17 protein-coding genes and 1 tRNA gene are annotated in these 17,449 nt (G+C 33.1%); 13 read left to right on the top strand and 5 right to left on the bottom strand.

Features of this window, described 5'->3' with window-relative positions:
- Positions 1 to 31: 31 nt before the first annotated feature.
- Complete coding sequence (locus tag C8C85_RS17725; protein WP_111411426.1) at positions 32 to 211, bottom strand: hypothetical protein; 180 nt, start codon at positions 209 to 211, stop codon at positions 32 to 34.
- 57 nt (positions 212 to 268) lie between these two features.
- A complete protein-coding gene (aroB, locus tag C8C85_RS17720; RefSeq protein WP_116798206.1) occupies positions 269 to 1,336 on the bottom strand; it encodes a 3-dehydroquinate synthase in 1,068 nt (355 codons plus the stop codon).
- Between the two features lie 93 nt (positions 1,337 to 1,429).
- On the opposite strand from aroB, the gene C8C85_RS17715 reads away from it, so the two are divergent.
- Positions 1,430 to 2,599, top strand: a complete 1,170-nt coding sequence (locus tag C8C85_RS17715; RefSeq protein ID WP_116798205.1) for a proline dehydrogenase family protein — start codon at positions 1,430 to 1,432, stop codon at positions 2,597 to 2,599.
- 77 nt (positions 2,600 to 2,676) lie between these two features.
- Here C8C85_RS17715 and C8C85_RS17710 read toward each other — a convergent pair whose 3' ends face one another.
- Positions 2,677 to 4,464, bottom strand: a complete 1,788-nt coding sequence (locus tag C8C85_RS17710) for an ABC transporter ATP-binding protein (RefSeq protein WP_116798204.1) — start codon at positions 4,462 to 4,464, stop codon at positions 2,677 to 2,679.
- A 185-nt stretch (positions 4,465 to 4,649) separates the two neighbouring features.
- Here C8C85_RS17710 and C8C85_RS17705 point away from each other — a divergent pair.
- The 10 genes from C8C85_RS17705 to C8C85_RS17660 all read left to right on the top strand — a co-directional run bounded on the left by C8C85_RS17705 (position 4,650) and on the right by C8C85_RS17660 (position 12,945).
- Positions 4,650 to 4,724, top strand: a tRNA-Val gene (locus C8C85_RS17705).
- Positions 4,725 to 4,830: 106 nt separating this feature from the next.
- Complete coding sequence (locus C8C85_RS17700; protein WP_116798203.1) at positions 4,831 to 6,060, top strand: HD domain-containing protein; 1,230 nt, start codon at positions 4,831 to 4,833, stop codon at positions 6,058 to 6,060.
- A 130-nt stretch (positions 6,061 to 6,190) separates the two neighbouring features.
- Positions 6,191 to 7,234 (top strand): UDP-3-O-(3-hydroxymyristoyl)glucosamine N-acyltransferase, encoded by a 1,044-nt coding sequence (gene lpxD / locus C8C85_RS17695; RefSeq protein WP_116798202.1) that lies wholly within the window; start codon positions 6,191 to 6,193, stop codon positions 7,232 to 7,234.
- Positions 7,227 to 8,615 carry a bifunctional UDP-3-O-[3-hydroxymyristoyl] N-acetylglucosamine deacetylase/3-hydroxyacyl-ACP dehydratase gene (locus C8C85_RS17690; protein WP_116798525.1) on the top strand — a complete coding sequence of 463 codons (1,389 nt, stop codon included), beginning with the start codon at positions 7,227 to 7,229 and terminating at the stop codon, positions 8,613 to 8,615. The genes lpxD and C8C85_RS17690 overlap by 8 nt, the downstream gene beginning before the upstream one ends.
- Positions 8,616 to 8,683: 68 nt before the next feature.
- Positions 8,684 to 9,469 carry an acyl-ACP--UDP-N-acetylglucosamine O-acyltransferase gene (lpxA, locus tag C8C85_RS17685; RefSeq protein ID WP_111410775.1) on the top strand — a complete coding sequence of 262 codons (786 nt, stop codon included), beginning with the start codon at positions 8,684 to 8,686 and terminating at the stop codon, positions 9,467 to 9,469.
- Between the two features lie 97 nt (positions 9,470 to 9,566).
- Positions 9,567 to 10,133 (top strand): elongation factor P, encoded by a 567-nt coding sequence (efp, locus tag C8C85_RS17680; protein WP_111410776.1) that lies wholly within the window; start codon positions 9,567 to 9,569, stop codon positions 10,131 to 10,133.
- A gap of 69 nt (positions 10,134 to 10,202) precedes the next feature.
- The gene (locus tag C8C85_RS17675) at positions 10,203 to 11,132 is read left to right on the top strand and encodes a UDP-3-O-(3-hydroxymyristoyl)glucosamine N-acyltransferase (RefSeq protein WP_116798201.1); all 930 of its coding nucleotides are present in this window, start codon (positions 10,203 to 10,205) and stop codon (positions 11,130 to 11,132) included.
- 1 nt (position 11,133) lies between these two features.
- Positions 11,134 to 11,496 (top strand): nuclear transport factor 2 family protein, encoded by a 363-nt coding sequence (locus C8C85_RS17670; RefSeq protein WP_077376542.1) that lies wholly within the window; start codon positions 11,134 to 11,136, stop codon positions 11,494 to 11,496.
- 86 nt (positions 11,497 to 11,582) lie between these two features.
- Positions 11,583 to 12,455 (top strand): succinate--CoA ligase subunit alpha, encoded by an 873-nt coding sequence (sucD, locus tag C8C85_RS17665; RefSeq protein ID WP_077376539.1) that lies wholly within the window; start codon positions 11,583 to 11,585, stop codon positions 12,453 to 12,455.
- 73 nt (positions 12,456 to 12,528) lie between these two features.
- The gene (locus C8C85_RS17660; RefSeq protein WP_116798200.1) at positions 12,529 to 12,945 is read left to right on the top strand and encodes a hypothetical protein; all 417 of its coding nucleotides are present in this window, start codon (positions 12,529 to 12,531) and stop codon (positions 12,943 to 12,945) included.
- A gap of 81 nt (positions 12,946 to 13,026) precedes the next feature.
- On the opposite strand, the gene msrB is transcribed toward C8C85_RS17660, so the two are convergent.
- On the bottom strand, positions 13,027 to 13,419 hold the full coding sequence (msrB, locus tag C8C85_RS17655; protein ID WP_116798199.1) for a peptide-methionine (R)-S-oxide reductase MsrB: 393 nt from the start codon (positions 13,417 to 13,419) through the stop codon (positions 13,027 to 13,029).
- A 124-nt stretch (positions 13,420 to 13,543) separates the two neighbouring features.
- Entirely contained in the window at positions 13,544 to 14,407 is an 864-nt protein-coding gene (locus C8C85_RS17650; RefSeq protein ID WP_116798198.1) for an alpha/beta fold hydrolase, read from the bottom strand.
- Between the two features lie 187 nt (positions 14,408 to 14,594).
- Here C8C85_RS17650 and C8C85_RS17645 point away from each other — a divergent pair, with 187 nt between their 5' ends.
- Both C8C85_RS17645 and C8C85_RS17640 read left to right on the top strand, forming a co-directional pair.
- On the top strand, positions 14,595 to 16,025 hold the full coding sequence (locus C8C85_RS17645; protein WP_116798197.1) for a glycogen synthase: 1,431 nt from the start codon (positions 14,595 to 14,597) through the stop codon (positions 16,023 to 16,025).
- Positions 16,015 to 17,295, top strand: coding sequence for a glucose-1-phosphate adenylyltransferase (locus C8C85_RS17640; RefSeq protein WP_116798196.1), 1,281 nt, complete (start codon positions 16,015 to 16,017; stop codon positions 17,293 to 17,295). Before C8C85_RS17645 ends, C8C85_RS17640 begins: the two co-directional genes overlap by 11 nt.
- Positions 17,296 to 17,449: the final 154 nt, after the last annotated feature.

Below are 17,449 nucleotides of genomic sequence, written 5' to 3'. Positions count from 1 at the left end.
ATTGCATTTGAAAAATAGAATTAATAGAAATTCAAACTCTAATGTTGGCATAGATAATCTGAAGTTTATCATAATCGGCCTTGAAATATTGAAACACATCAAAACTAAAATTTCCTTTTATACCATAAAACCGTTTCAATAAGCTCAAGAAAGACCTATTGTTACCGTTCCTTTTGGTAGAAAATGATTTAGTATTTTGTTTTTTATTCATTGGCGCAAATGTAAAAAATAAAACAGACGCAAAGCAATCCTTTTTATTAAAAAATAGCTAAGATTTGTAATCCTGAAAAGCGTTTAGAATTAATTCGTTTTCAACAGATTGGTTAATTTTTATTTTTCCGATACCTTCGATCAATGCAAATTGTATCATGCCGTATTCGTTTTTTTTGTCGTGGATCAACAGTTCCAAGATAGGATCAATATCATTTTCTTCAAAAACTATATCATCATATATTGATTTTAATGTTGTTTTTATTTCATTATATTCCTCTTGTGTGATTAATTTTTTATGCAATGAAATGTAACTTTCTAAAATCATCCCCACCGCAATGGCTTCTCCGTGTAACAAGGTAGTTTTGTTTTTATTTTCTAAAAAATAACTTTCGATAGCATGTCCTAATGTATGACCGAAATTTAAAGATTTTCGAATATTTTGTTCCGTTGGGTCTTGCATCACAATGATGTTCTTAATTTCAACTGAACGATGTATAAGCGCATCTAAATGATCGAAGTCAATTGCCTTTAAATCTAAAAAATATTCCCAATAGTCTTTATCAAAAATCAATCCGTGTTTCAACATTTCGGCAAGTCCAGAACGCATTTCATTTTGTGGAACTGTCTCCAGATATTGAGTATCAATCAATACCATTTTTGGCGTATTGATAACACCTATTTGGTTCTTTAAATTACCCAAATCCACACCATTTTTGCCACCTACAGATGCATCCACCATAGATAACAACGTTGTCGGAATATGAATAAAATCAACACCTCTTTTAAAAGTAGAAGCCACAAAACCACCTAAATCGGTAACAACACCTCCTCCTATATTTATAATCAATGTTTTTCTGTCAGCACCAAGTTCTGTTAAGACATTCCAGATTTCGATACAGGTTTCAATATTTTTATTAATTTCTCCAGCTTCAAATTCTATTATTTCTATAGTCAAATCCGTTTCCAATAAAGGAAGGAATTTAGACAAACAATGCTCATTTGTATTGGTGTCAGCAATAATAAATAGGTTTGAATATTTGTTCTCTTTTAGATGCTGATTTAGTTTTTCATATCCAATTTCATTGAAATGAACAGGATAATTATTAGCTTGAATAGATTGCATGATCTTAATTTAATTGAAACCGCAAAATAAGGCAAATTTTACTAATAATAATCGCTTACTCTCTTTATATTTGCATAAAAAATATAACAAAAAATGAATAATATTTTTAATAACACACAAATTGCATTTGCATTAAAAAGCGATACTGAACTTGACAGAGCGTATTTCCTTTTCAAATTAATCAATAGCCAACCTTTGGTGCGCATTGGAACGGCAGTGACCAACTTTGCAATAAAAGCAAATCTACCTGTTGAAAGCCTTATTCGTGCTACTGTATTTGATCATTTTTGTGGTGGTGTAAACGAAGATGACTGCCTATCGGTAGTTGATAAAATGTATACCAAAGGAGTTTCTTCCGTACTGGATTATTCAGTTGAAGGTAAAGAAGAGGAAAATCAATTTGATGCAGCTTTGGAAATGACCTTAAAAACGATTGAATTTGCAAAAGAGCGTAAAGCAATTCCTTTTGCAGTTTTTAAACCTACTGGTTTAGGTCGTTTGGATTTATATGAAAAAGTTGGAGAAAAACAAACTTTATCGCCAGAAGAAAAATCAGAATGGGATAGAGTAGTGACCCGTTTTGATCAAGTATGTAGCGAAGCGCATAAAAAGAATGTAGCCTTGTTGATTGATGCCGAAGAAAGCTGGATGCAAGATGCAGCCGATGACTTGGTTACCGAAATGATGCGCAAATATAACAAAGAAAAAGTAATCGTATTCAACACACTTCAAATGTACCGTTGGGACCGTTTGGATTATTTGAAAAAATTACATGAGCAAGCGAAAACCGAAGGATTCTTTATCGGAATGAAATTGGTTCGTGGTGCTTATATGGAAAAAGAAAATCTTCGTGCAGAAGAAAAAGGTTATCCAACACCAATATGTGCTTCAAAAGAAGCTTCTGATGTTAATTATGATGCAGCTGTCCTTTATATGGCAGAACATTTAGATACAATGTCTATTTTTGCAGGAACTCATAATGAAGAGAGTACTTACAAATTAATGGAGTTGATGAAAACTAAAGGAATTCCATCTAATGATGACAGAATTTGGTTCGGGCAATTATATGGAATGAGCGATAACATCAGCTATAACTTGGCAGCAAATGGATATAATATTGCTAAATATTTGCCATTTGGACCTGTAAAAGACGTTATGCCATACTTAATTCGTCGTGCGGAAGAAAATACATCTGTAGCTGGACAAACTAGTCGCGAGCTTTCTATGATCAAAGCAGAACGCAATAGAAGAAAAGGGAAATAAAATTCAATTTATCTTTCATAAAAAAAATCCATTTGTCGAAAAAACAAATGGATTTTTTATGCAATTTTATCTTGAAACTAAGAATTACTGAACTGTAAATTACTTAGGTTTTTATACAAACCATTTTCTAAGTTAATTAATTCTTGATGCGTTCCTTGCTCGCTGATTTTTCCATTGTCAAGTACCAAAATCTGATCGGCAGAACGAATTGTAGAAAGACGGTGTGCTATAATGATACTTGTTCTTCCTTCCATCAAAATTTCCAGAGCTTCCTGAACTAATTTTTCACTTTCGCTATCCAAAGAAGATGTTGCTTCGTCCAAAATCAATATGGATGGATTTTTTAATAACGCACGAGCAATCGCAATTCGTTGTCTTTGACCACCTGAAAGTTTAATTCCTCTTTCTCCAACCACAGTTTCAAATTTCTCAGGGAAACTTTCTATAAATACATAGGCATTTGCTTGTTTGGCTGCCAAAATAATTTCCTCATCGGTAGCATTTGGTTTACCGTAAGCGATATTTTCTTTTATCGTACCTCCAAAAAGAATAACATCCTGAGGTACAATACTCATATTTCCGCGGAGATTCTCTAAATCATAATCGTAAATATTTTTTCCGTCGATTAGAATTTCGCCACTCTCAATATCATAAAAACGCAATAATAAAGAGGCAATTGTTGATTTTCCCATTCCGCTTGGTCCAACAAGAGCTATTTTTTGCCCAAAATTTGCAGTGAAATTAATATCTTTCAAAACTTGAACTTCTTTTCTGGATGGATAACTGAAAGCAACATTATTGAAAGTCACTTCACCTTTTATTTTATTAATGGGAGGAATATGTATGTTTGAATTGATTTTTTCAGGTGTTTCATCCAATAGTTCAAAAACTCTTTCGGTGGCACCAATTGCTTTTTGCATTTGTGCATATAACTCGGCAATTCCCCCCGATGAAGCACCAACATAACTCGAATATAATATAAAGGTAAATAATTGTCCAACCGTAATTTCGCCGGCAATACTCAATTGCACACCATACCAAACAACAGCCACAATCGTTCCAAACAAACAGATAATAATAAAGGAAGCAAAGAAACCTCTAAACTGCCCTCCTTTAATCCCCATTTTCACTACTTCCTTTATTTTTTCCTTATAACGGGCAATCTCATACCATTCATTAGCGAAAGCCTTAACTATACTGATTCCTTGCATTGTTTCTTCAACAACCACTTGACTTTCGGCTACCTGATCTTGCACTTTTTTAGAATATTTTCGAATAAATCTTCCAAAAATAACGGCAGCAACTCCAACCAATGGCACAACTGAAACCATCATAATGGTCAATTTGATATTGATACTGGCCAGCATCGCAAAACTTCCGATAATTAATATGAATTGTCTTAAAAACTCGGCTATCGTTGTAGTTAAAGTATCTTGAATCTGGGTAATATCGTTACTGATCCGGCTATTCAATTCTCCAACACGTTTTTGGGAGAAAAACGACATTGGCAATTTAACCAAGTTGGTATATAAAGCCAAACGAACATTAGCCAATGTATTTTCGGTAAAATTTACAAATAAAGAAAGTCTAAAAAAGGAAAATAATGATTGTAATAGCAACACCAATCCTAAGCCTAAAGCTATTTCATTTGCCAAATGGGCATCTTTCTTATTAACACAATCTACAAGCATTCCCATAAATTTAGGAAAGGCTAGGGCAGTAACGCTAGTAAGCAATAAAAACACCAATCCAACATAAAATTTCCATTTGTGATTGTTGGCATATTTGAAAATCAGGATAGCTTTTTGCAGAGAACTCGCAGTAATTTTTGATTTTGGTAAATCATTTTCTTGGTATCGGGCCATTGTATTTGTTTTATCATACAAATGTAAGGCTATAAGAAGATGATAACCAAAAAAAATATAGAGATTCAATTTTGAATAAAACACTGTTTATGAGTAACTAAAGAAAAACGAAGTAATTTTTATTCTATTTTTTTAAAATTTTGCTTGCAATTACGAGTTCTAGTTGTATATTTGCACACGCAATAGGGCGATTAGCTCAGCTGGTTCAGAGCACCTCGTTTACACCGAGGGGGTCGGGGGTTCGAACCCCTCATCGCCCACAAAACTTCTCAAGAAATTGAGAAGTTTTTTTTTGGGGGCAGTCTTTTCCAAATTTAGATACAAATACTATTTTAACTATATTTGTTTCCCTAAAACGAACTTATAGTGGCTCAAATAAATAAATTAAAAATATTCAATGATCCCATTTATGGGTTTATTACCATCCCGAATGCTTTAATCTATGATTTAGTTCAACATCCCTATTTTCAACGCTTGAGACGCATTTCCCAAATGGGCTTATCCTATTTGGTGTATCCTGGTGCCAATCACACTCGTTTTCACCATGCACTAGGCTGTATGCATTTGATGCAAAAAGCGGTCGAAGTTTTACGCTTCAAAGAGGTAATCATTAGCCCTGAAGAAGAAAATGCGCTATATATTGCCATATTATTGCACGATGTGGGACATGGCCCTTTTTCGCATGCTATGGAAAGTAGTATTGTGGAAGATGTTCATCATGAAGAAATCTCATTATTATTAATGAACGAACTCAATATTGAATTTCAAGGTCAATTGAGTCTTGCTATTAAAGTATTTAAGGGAGAATACCATCGTAAATTTATGTTGCAGCTAATTTCGAGTCAGCTCGACATGGATCGAATGGATTATTTAAAACGAGATAGCTTTTATTCTGGGGTTTCAGAAGGAAATGTCAATTCTGAACGATTAATTCAGATGATGAATGTTGTGGATGATGTTTTGGTAATTGAAGAAAAAGGAATCTACTCGGTCGAAAAGTTTCTTATGTCCCGTCGATTGATGTATTGGCAGGTGTATCTGCATAAAACAAGTTTGGCTGCCGAATTAACTTTGACCAAAGTCCTAAAACGCGCCAAAGAATTGACCGAAAGAAGTGTTTTTTTGCCTTGCAGCGAGCCGTTGCTGTTTTTTATGCAAAACAAAGTGACAATGGATACTTTTGATCCGAAAACCGTGAAATTATTCACAAAATTGGATGATTTTGACATTATCAGCGCCTTGAAAGCCTGGGAAAATCAAGATGATTTTATTCTGTCATCTTTGAGCAAAATGATTATCAATAGAGATCTTTTGAAAATTAAGTTAACGAATGATAAAGTTCCTTTGGAAGAATTACAGATACAAAAAGAACGCTTTTCTATTCAAAATAAAATTTCTCTGGCTGAATCCAATTATTTTATCTTTAAAGGTAAAATAAAGAGTCAAGCGTACAGTAAAGTTGCAGAACCCATACGAATTCTAAATAAAGACAAGACAATTGAGGATGTTGTTGAAGCCTCTGACCAGCTGAATTTGAAATCATTATCCAAGTTGGTGACTAAGTATTATATATGTTTTCCAAAACAACTGCTTTAAAATTAACATTTAAAACCTATTTTTTATATTTTTGTCGCAATAAAACAAGCCAATCTATTTTTATTAAATATTGTGAGAACTAACACTAGTATGTTCCATCTTATACTTTTTAAAAATACAATTCAATAAGATGAAATTTACAGCTGAACAAATAGCAGGAATATTGGAAGGAGAAATTGTTGGAGATCCCAACATTGAAGTTTCTCGTTTATCTAAAATTGAAGAAGGGGCTGAAGGGTCGCTTACTTTTTTATCCAATCCAAAATACATCAACTATATATACACCACAAAAGCCTCAATAACAATCGTTAACGATACTTTTGTTCCTGAATCACCAATAACTACTACTCTTATTAAGGTTGCCGATGCTTATAAATCTTTCTCTAAATTATTGGAGTTTTACAACCAAGTGAAATTAAATAAAAGCGGTATCGAAACTCCTTCTTTTATTTCTGAAAGTGCAAAATATGGTGAAAATCTATATTTAGGAAGCTTTAGTTATATAGGTGATAATGTTATATTAGGTGATAATGTAAAAGTATATCCAGGAAGTTTTATTGGTGACAATGTAACTATTGGAAATAATGTGGTTATTTTTGCTGGCGCTAAAATTTATTCCGAAACAGTCATTGGAAATAATTGTACAATTCATTCTGGTACAATTATTGGAGCAGATGGTTTTGGTTATGCGCCAAATGAAGATGGTACATACAATAAAATACCACAAATTGGAAATGTAATTATAGAAGATAATGTGGATGTTGGTGCCAACTCAACTATTGACAGAGCCACATTAGGATCTACAGTTATCAGGGCGGGTGTAAAATTGGACAATCAAATTCAAATTGCACACAACGTTGAAATTGGTCGTAATACTGTTATTGCAGCCCAATCTGGAATTGCGGGTTCTACCAAAATAGGGGAGAATTGCATGATAGGGGGGCAAGTTGGTATTGTGGGGCATTTGACTGTTGGTAATAATGTTCGTATTCAGGCTCAATCCGGAGTAGGAAGAAATATAAAAGATAATGAAATACTGCAAGGAAGTCCAACTTTTGGATATTCTGATTACAGTAAATCATATGTACATTTTAAGAATTTACCAAAATTGGTAAAAGAAATAGAAGAGTTAAAAAAACAAATATTAAACCAAAAAAATGGAAACAATGGTTAAACAGAAGACCATCAAAACAGAAATTTCGCTTACGGGAGTTGGATTACATACTGGAAAAGAAGTTAAAATGACTTTTAAACCTGCTCCGGTAAATAATGGCTTTACATTTGTTCGTGTCGATCTTGAAGGTCACCCTGTTATTGAAGCTGATGCTAATTATGTAGTCAATACACAACGTGGTACTAATTTAGAAAAATTAGGTGTCAAAATTCAAACTCCAGAACATGTTTTGGCAGCTTTAATGGGTTGTGACTTGGACAACGTTATTATTGAGTTGGATGCCTCTGAACTACCAATTATGGATGGTTCTTCTAAATTTTTCATGGAAGCTGTTGAGGAAGCCGGAATTATTGAGCAAGAATTAAACCGAAACGTATATGTTGTAAAAGAAGTAATTTCGTTTACAGATGAAGCTTCTGGAAGTGAAATCATGGTTATGCCAAGTGATCATTATAGTGTTACTACAATGGTTGATTTTGGAACAAAAATATTAGGCACTCAAAATGCCACTTTAAAAACTATAGGTGATTTCAAAACGGAAATTTCCAATGCAAGAACCTTTAGTTTTTTACATGAATTGGAAACTCTATTGGAAAATGGATTAATTAAAGGAGGAGATTTAAACAATGCAATCGTATATGTAGACAAAGATATTTCTGAATCTACAATGGAAAGCTTGAAGAAAGCCTTTGGAAAAGATGAAATTACGGTAAAACCGAATGGAATTTTAGACAATCTAACTTTACATTATCCAAATGAGGCTGCAAGACACAAATTACTTGACGTGATTGGTGATTTAGCCTTAATAGGAACAAAAATTCAAGGGAAAATCATTGCTAACAAACCTGGGCATTATGTAAATACTCAGTTTGCAAAAAAAATGGCAAAAATCATCAAAAGTGAACAACGAAATTATGTTCCAACCTATGATTTAAACCAAGAGCCATTAATGGATATTCATAAAATTATGGCGATGTTACCGCATAGACCTCCATTTTTGTTGATTGACAGAATCATCGAAATGTCGGATAGCCATGTTGTAGGGATGAAAAATGTGACAATGAATGAAAATTTCTTTGTAGGACATTTCCCTAATGCACCAGTAATGCCAGGAGTTTTGATTGTTGAAGCAATGGCGCAAACAGGAGGAATTTTAGTTTTAAGCACTGTTCCAGATCCTGAAAATTATTTGACCTTTTTCATGAAAATTGACAACGTAAAATTCAAGCAAAAAGTTTTGCCGGGAGATACACTTATATTCAAATGTGATTTGATTACCCCAATACGAAGAGGTATTTGTCACATGCAAGCCAATGCATATTCAAATGGACGATTGGTTGCCCAAGCGGAACTAATGGCGCAAATTGCAAGAAAACAATAATTTTTGTTGATTTGATTAATTGCTTATGCGATTAATTGATTAAACAGTTTAACGATTAAACAAAATATATGAATCAACCGTTAGCATACGTTCATCCAGGTGCAAAAATCGCCAAAAACGTTGTAATCGAGCCTTTTACAACCATCCATAACAATGTTGTTATTGGTGATGGAACTTGGATAGGTTCTAATGTTACAATAATGGAGGGAGCAAGAATTGGTAAAAATTGTAATATTTTTCCAGGAGCAGTAATTGCTGCCGTCCCTCAAGATTTAAAATTTGGAGGAGAAGATTCTCTTGCAATTATTGGAGATAATTGTACTATAAGAGAATGCGTAACTATCAATAGGGGAACTATAGCTTCAGGTCAAACTGTAATTGGGAATAATTGCCTAATCATGGCAACAGCCCATATTGCACACGATTGTCATGTTGGAAACAATGCTATTATTGTAAATGGCGTTCTTTTAGGAGGACATGTAACAATTGGAAATTATGCTGTTATTGGTGGATTATCTGCTGTACATCAGTTTATCAGTGTTGGTGACCATGCGATGGTATCAGGAGGTTCTTTACTTAGAAAAGACGTTCCGCCATATACTAAAGCAGCAAAAGAGCCTTTATCTTATGTGGGAATAAATTCCGTAGGATTGAGAAGACGTGGTTTTACATCTGAAAAAATTAGAGAAATTCAAGAAATTTACAGAATTTTATATCAAAAAAATTATAATGTAACTCAAGCTCTGGACATAATAGAAGGAGAAATGGAGGCTACACCTGAGCGCGATGAAGTCATAGACTTTATTCGAAACTCATCAAGAGGTGTAATGAAAGGGTATTCAGGGAATTACTAAATAAAAGTTCAATCGTTTATTTGTTTAATCGTTTAGGTGAAAAACAAATATGAAGGATTGAACGATTAAGCAAAATAATAAATAAAACAAAACAACAATGGCATCTACATCAGATATTAAAAACGGATTGTGCATCAAATACAACAATGATATTTATAAAATCATTGAATTTCTACATGTGAAACCAGGGAAAGGACCTGCATTTGTAAGAACAAAATTAAGAAGTTTAACTAATGGAAAAGTATTGGATAATACTTTCTCTGCTGGACATAAAATTGATGAAGTAAGAGTTGAAAACCACAAATTTCAATTTTTATATCCTGAAGGCGACTTATTCCATTTTATGAATGTTGAAACTTTTGAACAAATCTCATTGAATAAAAATATTTTGGATTCACCGGATTTATTGAAAGAAGGAGAAAGCGTAATGGTAAGTATTAATACAGAAACTGATTTACCTCTTTCTGTTGATATGCCTGCATCTGTTGTTCTTGAAGTTACTTACGCAGAACCTGGCGTTAAAGGAAATACAGCTACTAATGCAACGAAATCTGCTACTGTTGAAACTGGTGCAACCGTAAACGTTCCTTTATTCATTAATGAGGGAGACAAAATTAAAATTGATACTACTTCTGGTTCTTATATGGAGCGAGTTAAGGAATAGTTGTCTCTGTTTAGTGTTTGGCTTAATTAGAAACTAAACACTAAACACTGATTTCTGAATACTATATTTATGAAATTTCCAAAAGTTTATTCTCTACAAGATATTGCAAATTTACTTCAATGCGAATTTGTTGGTGATGCTTTGTTTCCAGTTTATGGCATGAATGAAATTCATGTTGTAGAATCTGGGGATATTGTTTTTGTAGATCATCCAAAATATTACGAGAAAGCATTACAATCTGCAGCTACGATTGTTTTAATCAACAAGAAAGTAGATTGTCCAGAAGGGAAAGCTTTGTTGATTTCAGATGATCCCTTTAGAGATTTTAATGTATTGACAAAACATTTCATGCCTTTTGTGCAATCTAATGTTTCTATTTCCGCTTCCGCAAAAATTGGAAAAGGAACTATGATTCAGCCAAATTCTTTCATTGGAAATAACGTTGTCATTGGAGAAAATTGTTTGATACATGCTAATGTTTCCATTTATGACCATACAATTATAGGTGATAATGTGATTATCCACGCGGGTACCGTTCTTGGAGCCGATGCTTTTTATTATAAAAAAAGACCAGATGGTTTTGATCAATTAATTTCAGGAGGTCGAGTTGTAATTAAGGACAATGTTGGTATTGGAGCTCTTTGTACGATTGACAAAGGAGTTACTGGTGATACTACTATTGGAGAAGGTACCAAAATTGATAATCAGGTACATGTTGGGCACGACACCGTAATTGGAAAAAAATGTTTAATAGCTTCACAAACTGGTATTGCAGGTTGTGTCATTATAGAAGATGAAGTTACCATTTGGGGACAGGTGGGAACAACAAGCGGTATTACTATAGGAGCAAATGCAGTAATACTTGGACAGACAGGTGTTACAAAATCAGTAGATGGTGGTAAAAGCTATTTTGGTACTCCAATTGAAGAATCAAGAGAAAAATTGAAGCAATTGGCAAATATTAAAAAAATTCCCGAAATTTTAAAAAAACTAAAATAATATGTCTGCTAAAGAAATTGTAAAAAGTTTTTATAAATCAGATGCCTTCATTAACACAGAAATAATGAAAGAATATTTACATCCAGAATGTATTTTGGATTGGAATAGTAGCAAAGGTTTTATTCAAAGGAATTATGAAGAAATATTAAGTATGACTGGTGAAATAAGTAGAGCTTATGTTCGTACCAAAGCTAGAATTAGTCATATTGTTGAAGAAGGTAATATCGTTTCTGTTCGTTTTGATCATTATGCCAAAACGATAGAAAACCCACGAGAAGAAATGTTTTTGGCTCATATGATGGTTATATGGGAAATAAAAGATAATAAATTATACAGAGGATATCAAATGAGTCAAGTGATGTAATTATTTTTATTTTAAAAAAAGTACAAAATAATTACAAAAGCCTTACTTTTGCGTCACAATTTTAAAAACTACATAAAAAATATATCATGAGTGTTTTAGTTAATAAAGATTCAAAAATAATTGTTCAAGGATTTACAGGTAGCGAAGGAACTTTCCACGCTTCACAAATGATTGAATACGGTACAAATGTTGTTGGTGGTGTTACTCCTGGAAAAGGGGGAACTACACATTTGGACCTTCCTGTTTTTAACACAGTAAAAGATGCTGTTGAACAAGCCGGAGCCGATACAACTATTATTTTTGTACCACCTGCTTTTGCTGCAGATGCAATTATGGAAGCTGCAGATGCTGGAATAAAAGTAATCATTGCTATTACTGAAGGAATTCCAGTTGCGGATATGATTAAAGCAAATAGCTATGTTAAAGAAAGAAATGCTAGATTAATTGGTCCAAACTGTCCGGGTGTTATTACTCCAGGAGAAGCTAAAGTTGGAATTATGCCAGGTTTCGTTTTCAAAAAAGGAACTGTAGGTATTGTTTCAAAATCAGGAACTTTAACTTATGAAGCTGCTGACCAAGTTGTAAAACAAGGATTAGGAATTACTACTGCTATCGGTATTGGTGGAGACCCAATTATTGGAACAACTACGAAAGAAGCTGTTGAATTGTTGATGAACGATCCAGAAACTGAATGTATCGTAATGATTGGTGAAATTGGAGGACAATTAGAAGCTGATGCTGCTAAATGGATTAAAGCTGATGGTAACCGTAAACCAGTTGTAGGTTTCATCGCAGGAGTTACTGCTCCAGCAGGACGTACAATGGGACATGCAGGTGCAATTGTTGGTGGTTCTGACGATACAGCTGAAGCTAAAAAGCAAATTATGAGAGAGAACGGAATTCACGTTGTTGACTCTCCAGCTGAAATAGGAAAGAAAGTAAAAGAAGTATTGGGTTAATATTCAATATTTTAAAAATAAAATACCAAAATGCCTCACGATTTTGTGAGGCATTTTTTTAATTATAAAAAATATGTACAAAGAATTAGAAAAGTTTACAGTAAAAGGGAATTTTACGTTTACACAGGAAGATAATTTAGAAGCTGTTTGTAACGCTTCAGAAGCAGGAAGCGGTGTTTTTGTTGTTTATGCTGACAAAGAATTAATTATGGTTGGTTCTACAGGAACAGTTCAAAACGACGGAACGTTGAAAAGCAAAAATGGTGGTTTACATGACAAGATTGTAAATGGACATCAATTTGCAAAAACAGGAAGAAAATATTCTTGGCCTGCTCAAATGAAAAAAGAAAATATTGATACATTGGAAGTTTTTTGGTTTGAAACTTATAATAACGATGCAAAATCAATTCCAACAAGCGTTGAAGGTCAAGTTTTGCAAAACTTCCTAGATGAAAATGGTAAATTGCCAAGATGGAATGTAGCTTTTTAAAAAATTCTAGATTAAACAAAAAATGCTTTACAGAATTGTAAAGCATTTTTTGTTTAATTGTATTTTAAAAAAACAAAACGTTTATTTTTCTTTAAAATCTACCGACAACGAATTAACACAATATCGTTGACCAGTTTTCGTAGGACCATCTTCAAAAACATGGCCTAGATGTCCACCACAATTGGCGCAAACAATTTCGGTGCGCTTCATACCGTGTGTATTATCAACAATATATTCTACTTTTCCAGGAATTGACTCGTCAAATGATGGCCAACCACAGTGCGCGTCAAACTTAGAATTACTTTCAAATAGAGGAGTACCACAGCCTCCACAACAATAAACTCCATTTTCAAAATGCAAATTATATTTTCCTGTATGTGGATATTCTGTTCCTTTTTGACGAAGAATTCTGTAACGCTCAGTTCCTAATTCTTCTTCCCATTCTTTTTCTGATTTTACAAAAGGATAATTCATATCTGTGAAATTTATTTTTTAGTTGTCATATAGGTTATGCTTCGCCAGTTCGCTACGCTCGGGTCGCCTTTTATCTATTGATGTTTGCTTACGCAAACTTGTCGTTAATGGCGATTTCATGATACTATTTTTCAATAAAATTAGTTATTTTTTCAATTACTTGATGATCCGCAAGTATCTTTCTGTGACCTAATCTTTTAGTCAACATTAATTCTCCGTTTTTAAGATGCTGATGTATATGAATTCCCGCTTTTACAGGTACTTCAGGATCGTTTTCATCGTGAATTACCAAAGTCGGAATTAAAGTCGTTTCAGCTGCTTTGTAGGCACTGTAATCGTCCATGATTCCTCCATATTTTTTTTCAAAACGCTCACATAATAGTTTGCTTATTTCGGGTTTTAATCCCAATTTGGCAATAAAATCATCTGTAATATCTTGTACAATATCTCCACTGCCAATAATTACAGCTTTTTTTACTTGAAGCCCTTCTTTTATAGCATTCATAACTGTCATTCCCCCCAAAGAGTGACCAATAGCAATTTCAAAAGGTCCAAATTGTTTGTCTATTTCAATAACTGAAGCTATAAAATCAACCATGATAGTTGAATTTCCGGGAGATTTTCCATGTGCTGGCGCATCAAAACTAACAGTCGAATATCCCAATCTTACCATTTCATCAGCAATTTTACATAATTGGGTTCCTCTACCTGACCATCCGTGAACCAATAAAACTTTTTTACTGCTTTTTCCATACTCATATACATTTACTTTTCTTTTTATGGAAGGAACAATAATTATTTGTTGTACGCTCTTTTTGTCCATTTCAATTTCTCGTTTAGGAATCTTATGTTTTATCGGCGTTGTAAACAATTTAGATGCATAAATCGTAACCCATTTTGTAGACAAAAAGGCAATAAACTTACTGGATAGGATTATAATTTTGGGAATTTTCAAAGGCTTAGTATGATTTGTGGTATTTTTTGTCATATTGATAAAATTGTGAAATGTCTTTAAAAATTAATTTTTTTTAACTAAATTTAAAAAACATAAAATTAGTATAAATTTAATGTTAATATAATTTTATTTCACACTATAAAAATATTAATTTTTTAAATTTTGTAAAGAATTGAGATGTCTGGATAGACCATCATAAAACAAAAATAAAAAGGAATTCATGGAAATATTTCACATTGGAGCAGAATGTTACCCAGTGGCAAAAGTGGGTGGTTTAGCCGATGTAATTGGATCATTGCCAAAATACCAAAGCAATGAAGAAAATAGTGTTCGTGTCGTCATTCCAAGTTATCAAACAGCATTTCGATCTGAAAATGATTTTGAATGTGTTCATTGGGGGAAATTAAAATTAGGTAACTTTAATTTTCCGTTTAGTGTATTGAAAGAAACGTCAAATAAGTTAGGATTTGAGCTCTATTTAATAGAAATACCGGAACTTTTTGACCGCCCCAATATTTATAATTACAGAGATGATATTGAACGTTTTTTATCATTTCAAATTGCAACATTAGACTGGATTTTAGGACGAAGTTCTATTCCTGATATTATACATTGTCACGATCATCATACGGGGTTAATCCCTTTTATGAAAAAATATTGCCCAAAATATGATAAACTAAAAGATATACCTACGCTAATTACCATTCACAATGGATTGTATCAAGGGATATTTACATTTAATAAATTATATTATTTACCCGAATTTGATTTGATTAACATAAAAGAACTAGAATGGGGAAATTGCATTAATTCTTTGGCAGCAGCAATAAAATGTTCTGATGAAGTTACCACTGTTTCACCAAGTTATCTCAATGAACTAAATCATTCTGACAATGGACTTGAGACATTATTCCAACAGGTTCGACACAAATCAAAAGGTATCTTAAATGGCATTGATATTGATGTTTGGGATCCTAATAAAGATCCAATGCTCGAAATAAATTATTCGGCAGCAACAATGGACGAAGGGAAGCAAAAAAATAAAGAGGAATTATGTGCGCATTTCAATATGGATCCAACAAAACCGCTTTTTAGTTTTATTGGCAGATTATATAATGAAAAAGGAGCCGATTTACTTCCGAAGATTGTATCATCAGCTTTGACAACTTTTAAGGGAGAAATCAATATTTTAATTTTAGGGTATGGAGATGTCGAAATAGAAAACCAACTTGCACAATTACTTTCTGTTTATAATGAAAATTATAATACATTTATTGGTTACAACGAAGAATTAGCACACAAGACGTATGCCAGTTCCGATTTTATTTTAATACCATCACGGGTAGAACCATGCGGATTAAATCAAATGTATGCATTGCGATATGGAACAATACCGATAGTAAGAAGAACAGGAGGACTAAAAGACACAATTGTTGATTTTGAAGATAACGGAAATGGAATTTGTCATGATCAAGCTTCAGCCGAAGATGTTTGCGATTCTATTCAAAGAGCAGTCGATTTGTATAAAAACAAAGAAAATATAAACCAAATAAGAATAAAAGGAATGAATACTGATCATTCTTGGAAGAACGTTAGCCAAGAATACTTAGAATTATATAATTTAATTATTGCAAAGACATATGAAAGCTAAAAGAAAAAAAGTTATCGCTATTATTTTAGGAGGAGGTCAAGGTTCAAGATTGTATCCCTTAACTGCCAGAAGGTCAAAACCTGCAGTTCCGATAGGAGGAAAATATCGATTGGTAGACATCCCAATTTCAAATTGCATGAATTCCGACATTTATAAAATGTTTGTGCTGACGCAATTCAATTCAGCTTCTTTGAATGCCCATATAAAGAACACTTATAATTTCAGTATTTTCAGTCAGTCCTTCGTAGATATTTTAGCAGCTGAGCAAACACCGGACAACCCAACTTGGTTTCAAGGAACTGCGGATGCCGTAAGACAATGTATGCCTCACTTTTTAAACCATGAGTTTGATTATGCTTTAATTCTTTCGGGCGATCAGTTGTACCAAATGGATTTTAACGCAATGCTTGAAGCTCACATTGATGCAGAAGCCGATATTACCATAGCCACTTTGCCTGTAAATGACAAAGACGCTCCTGAATTTGGGATATTGAAAACAAATTCAGAAAGTTGTATTGATTGTTTTATAGAAAAACCTGCCAAGGAGTTATTACCCGATTGGAAATCGGAGGTAAGTGATGAGATGAAAAGCCAAGGAAAGCATTATTTGGCCTCTATGGGTATTTATATTTTCAACAGAAAATTATTAATCGATTTGATGGCTAATCCAGAAACAAAAGATTTTGGAAAAGAAATCATACCGCAAGCCGTTGGAAATAAAAAATTATTGAGTTATCAGTATGAGGGTTATTGGACAGATATAGGTAACATTGACTCCTTTTTTGAAGCCAATATCGGTTTAACGGATGATATTCCTCAATTCAATTTATTTGATAACAATAATAAAATTTATACCAGACCTCGTTTATTATCCCCTTCTAAGTTTCATAAAACAATGGTTGAAAGATCATTAATCTCTGAGGGCTGCATTATTCATGCTAAAGCAATTACCAAATCTGTTATTGGAAACCGCTCTCGAATAGGAGAGGGCACCGTTATTCAACACTGTTATGTTATGGGTAATGATTTCTATCAAAATATTGATGATATTAATGAAGACATCAAGAACGAAATACCATTAATTGGGATAGGGGAAAGATGTTTTATCGATAATGCTATTGTGGATAAAAATTGTAGGATTGGAAATGATGTATATGTAAAAGGAGGCAAACACTTGGCAGATACCTCAAATGATTTGTACTGTATAAAAGAAGGAATTGTCGTGATTAGAAAAGGAGCAATAATTCCAAATAATTTTACAGTAAAATAATTTCAACTTAGAAAATTCCTTTTAAATATTTATTACAAAAAATTAAATACACCAAATAGTCAGTACAATTTATTGCACTTTCGATTTGGTGTAATTAGTAACTATAAGTAATGTACTTTTTTAATTCAATTTTTATCTAAAAGAAAAACTACTA

Origin of the sequence: Flavobacterium sp. 103 (assembly GCF_003096795.1) — a bacterium.
In the GTDB taxonomy this organism is placed as follows: Bacteria; Bacteroidota; Bacteroidia; order Flavobacteriales; family Flavobacteriaceae; genus Flavobacterium.
Note: the sequence above shows the minus strand (reverse complement) of the source record. Positions and strands in the feature narration are given on the sequence as shown.

Excerpts from the sequence above, each read along its gene's own strand:
- C8C85_RS17715 (WP_116798205.1), top strand. The coding sequence starts at position 1,430 with ATGAATAATATTTTTAATAACACACAAATTGCATTTGCATTAAAAAGC.
- C8C85_RS17650 (WP_116798198.1), bottom strand. The coding sequence starts at position 14,407 with ATGACAAAAAATACCACAAATCATACTAAGCCTTTGAAAATTCCCAAA.
- C8C85_RS17645 (WP_116798197.1), top strand. The coding sequence starts at position 14,595 with ATGGAAATATTTCACATTGGAGCAGAATGTTACCCAGTGGCAAAAGTG.
- C8C85_RS17710 (WP_116798204.1), bottom strand. The coding sequence starts at position 4,464 with ATGGCCCGATACCAAGAAAATGATTTACCAAAATCAAAAATTACTGCG.
- lpxA (WP_111410775.1), top strand. The coding sequence starts at position 8,684 with ATGAATCAACCGTTAGCATACGTTCATCCAGGTGCAAAAATCGCCAAA.
- C8C85_RS17640 (WP_116798196.1), top strand. The coding sequence starts at position 16,015 with ATGAAAGCTAAAAGAAAAAAAGTTATCGCTATTATTTTAGGAGGAGGT.
- sucD (WP_077376539.1), top strand. The coding sequence starts at position 11,583 with ATGAGTGTTTTAGTTAATAAAGATTCAAAAATAATTGTTCAAGGATTT.
- efp (WP_111410776.1), top strand. The coding sequence starts at position 9,567 with ATGGCATCTACATCAGATATTAAAAACGGATTGTGCATCAAATACAAC.
- C8C85_RS17660 (WP_116798200.1), top strand. The coding sequence starts at position 12,529 with ATGTACAAAGAATTAGAAAAGTTTACAGTAAAAGGGAATTTTACGTTT.
- C8C85_RS17670 (WP_077376542.1), top strand. The coding sequence starts at position 11,134 with ATGTCTGCTAAAGAAATTGTAAAAAGTTTTTATAAATCAGATGCCTTC.
- C8C85_RS17690 (WP_116798525.1), top strand. The coding sequence starts at position 7,227 with ATGGTTAAACAGAAGACCATCAAAACAGAAATTTCGCTTACGGGAGTT.
- C8C85_RS17725 (WP_111411426.1), bottom strand. The coding sequence starts at position 211 with ATGAATAAAAAACAAAATACTAAATCATTTTCTACCAAAAGGAACGGT.
- lpxD (WP_116798202.1), top strand. The coding sequence starts at position 6,191 with ATGAAATTTACAGCTGAACAAATAGCAGGAATATTGGAAGGAGAAATT.
- aroB (WP_116798206.1), bottom strand. The coding sequence starts at position 1,336 with ATGCAATCTATTCAAGCTAATAATTATCCTGTTCATTTCAATGAAATT.
- msrB (WP_116798199.1), bottom strand. The coding sequence starts at position 13,419 with ATGAATTATCCTTTTGTAAAATCAGAAAAAGAATGGGAAGAAGAATTA.
- C8C85_RS17675 (WP_116798201.1), top strand. The coding sequence starts at position 10,203 with ATGAAATTTCCAAAAGTTTATTCTCTACAAGATATTGCAAATTTACTT.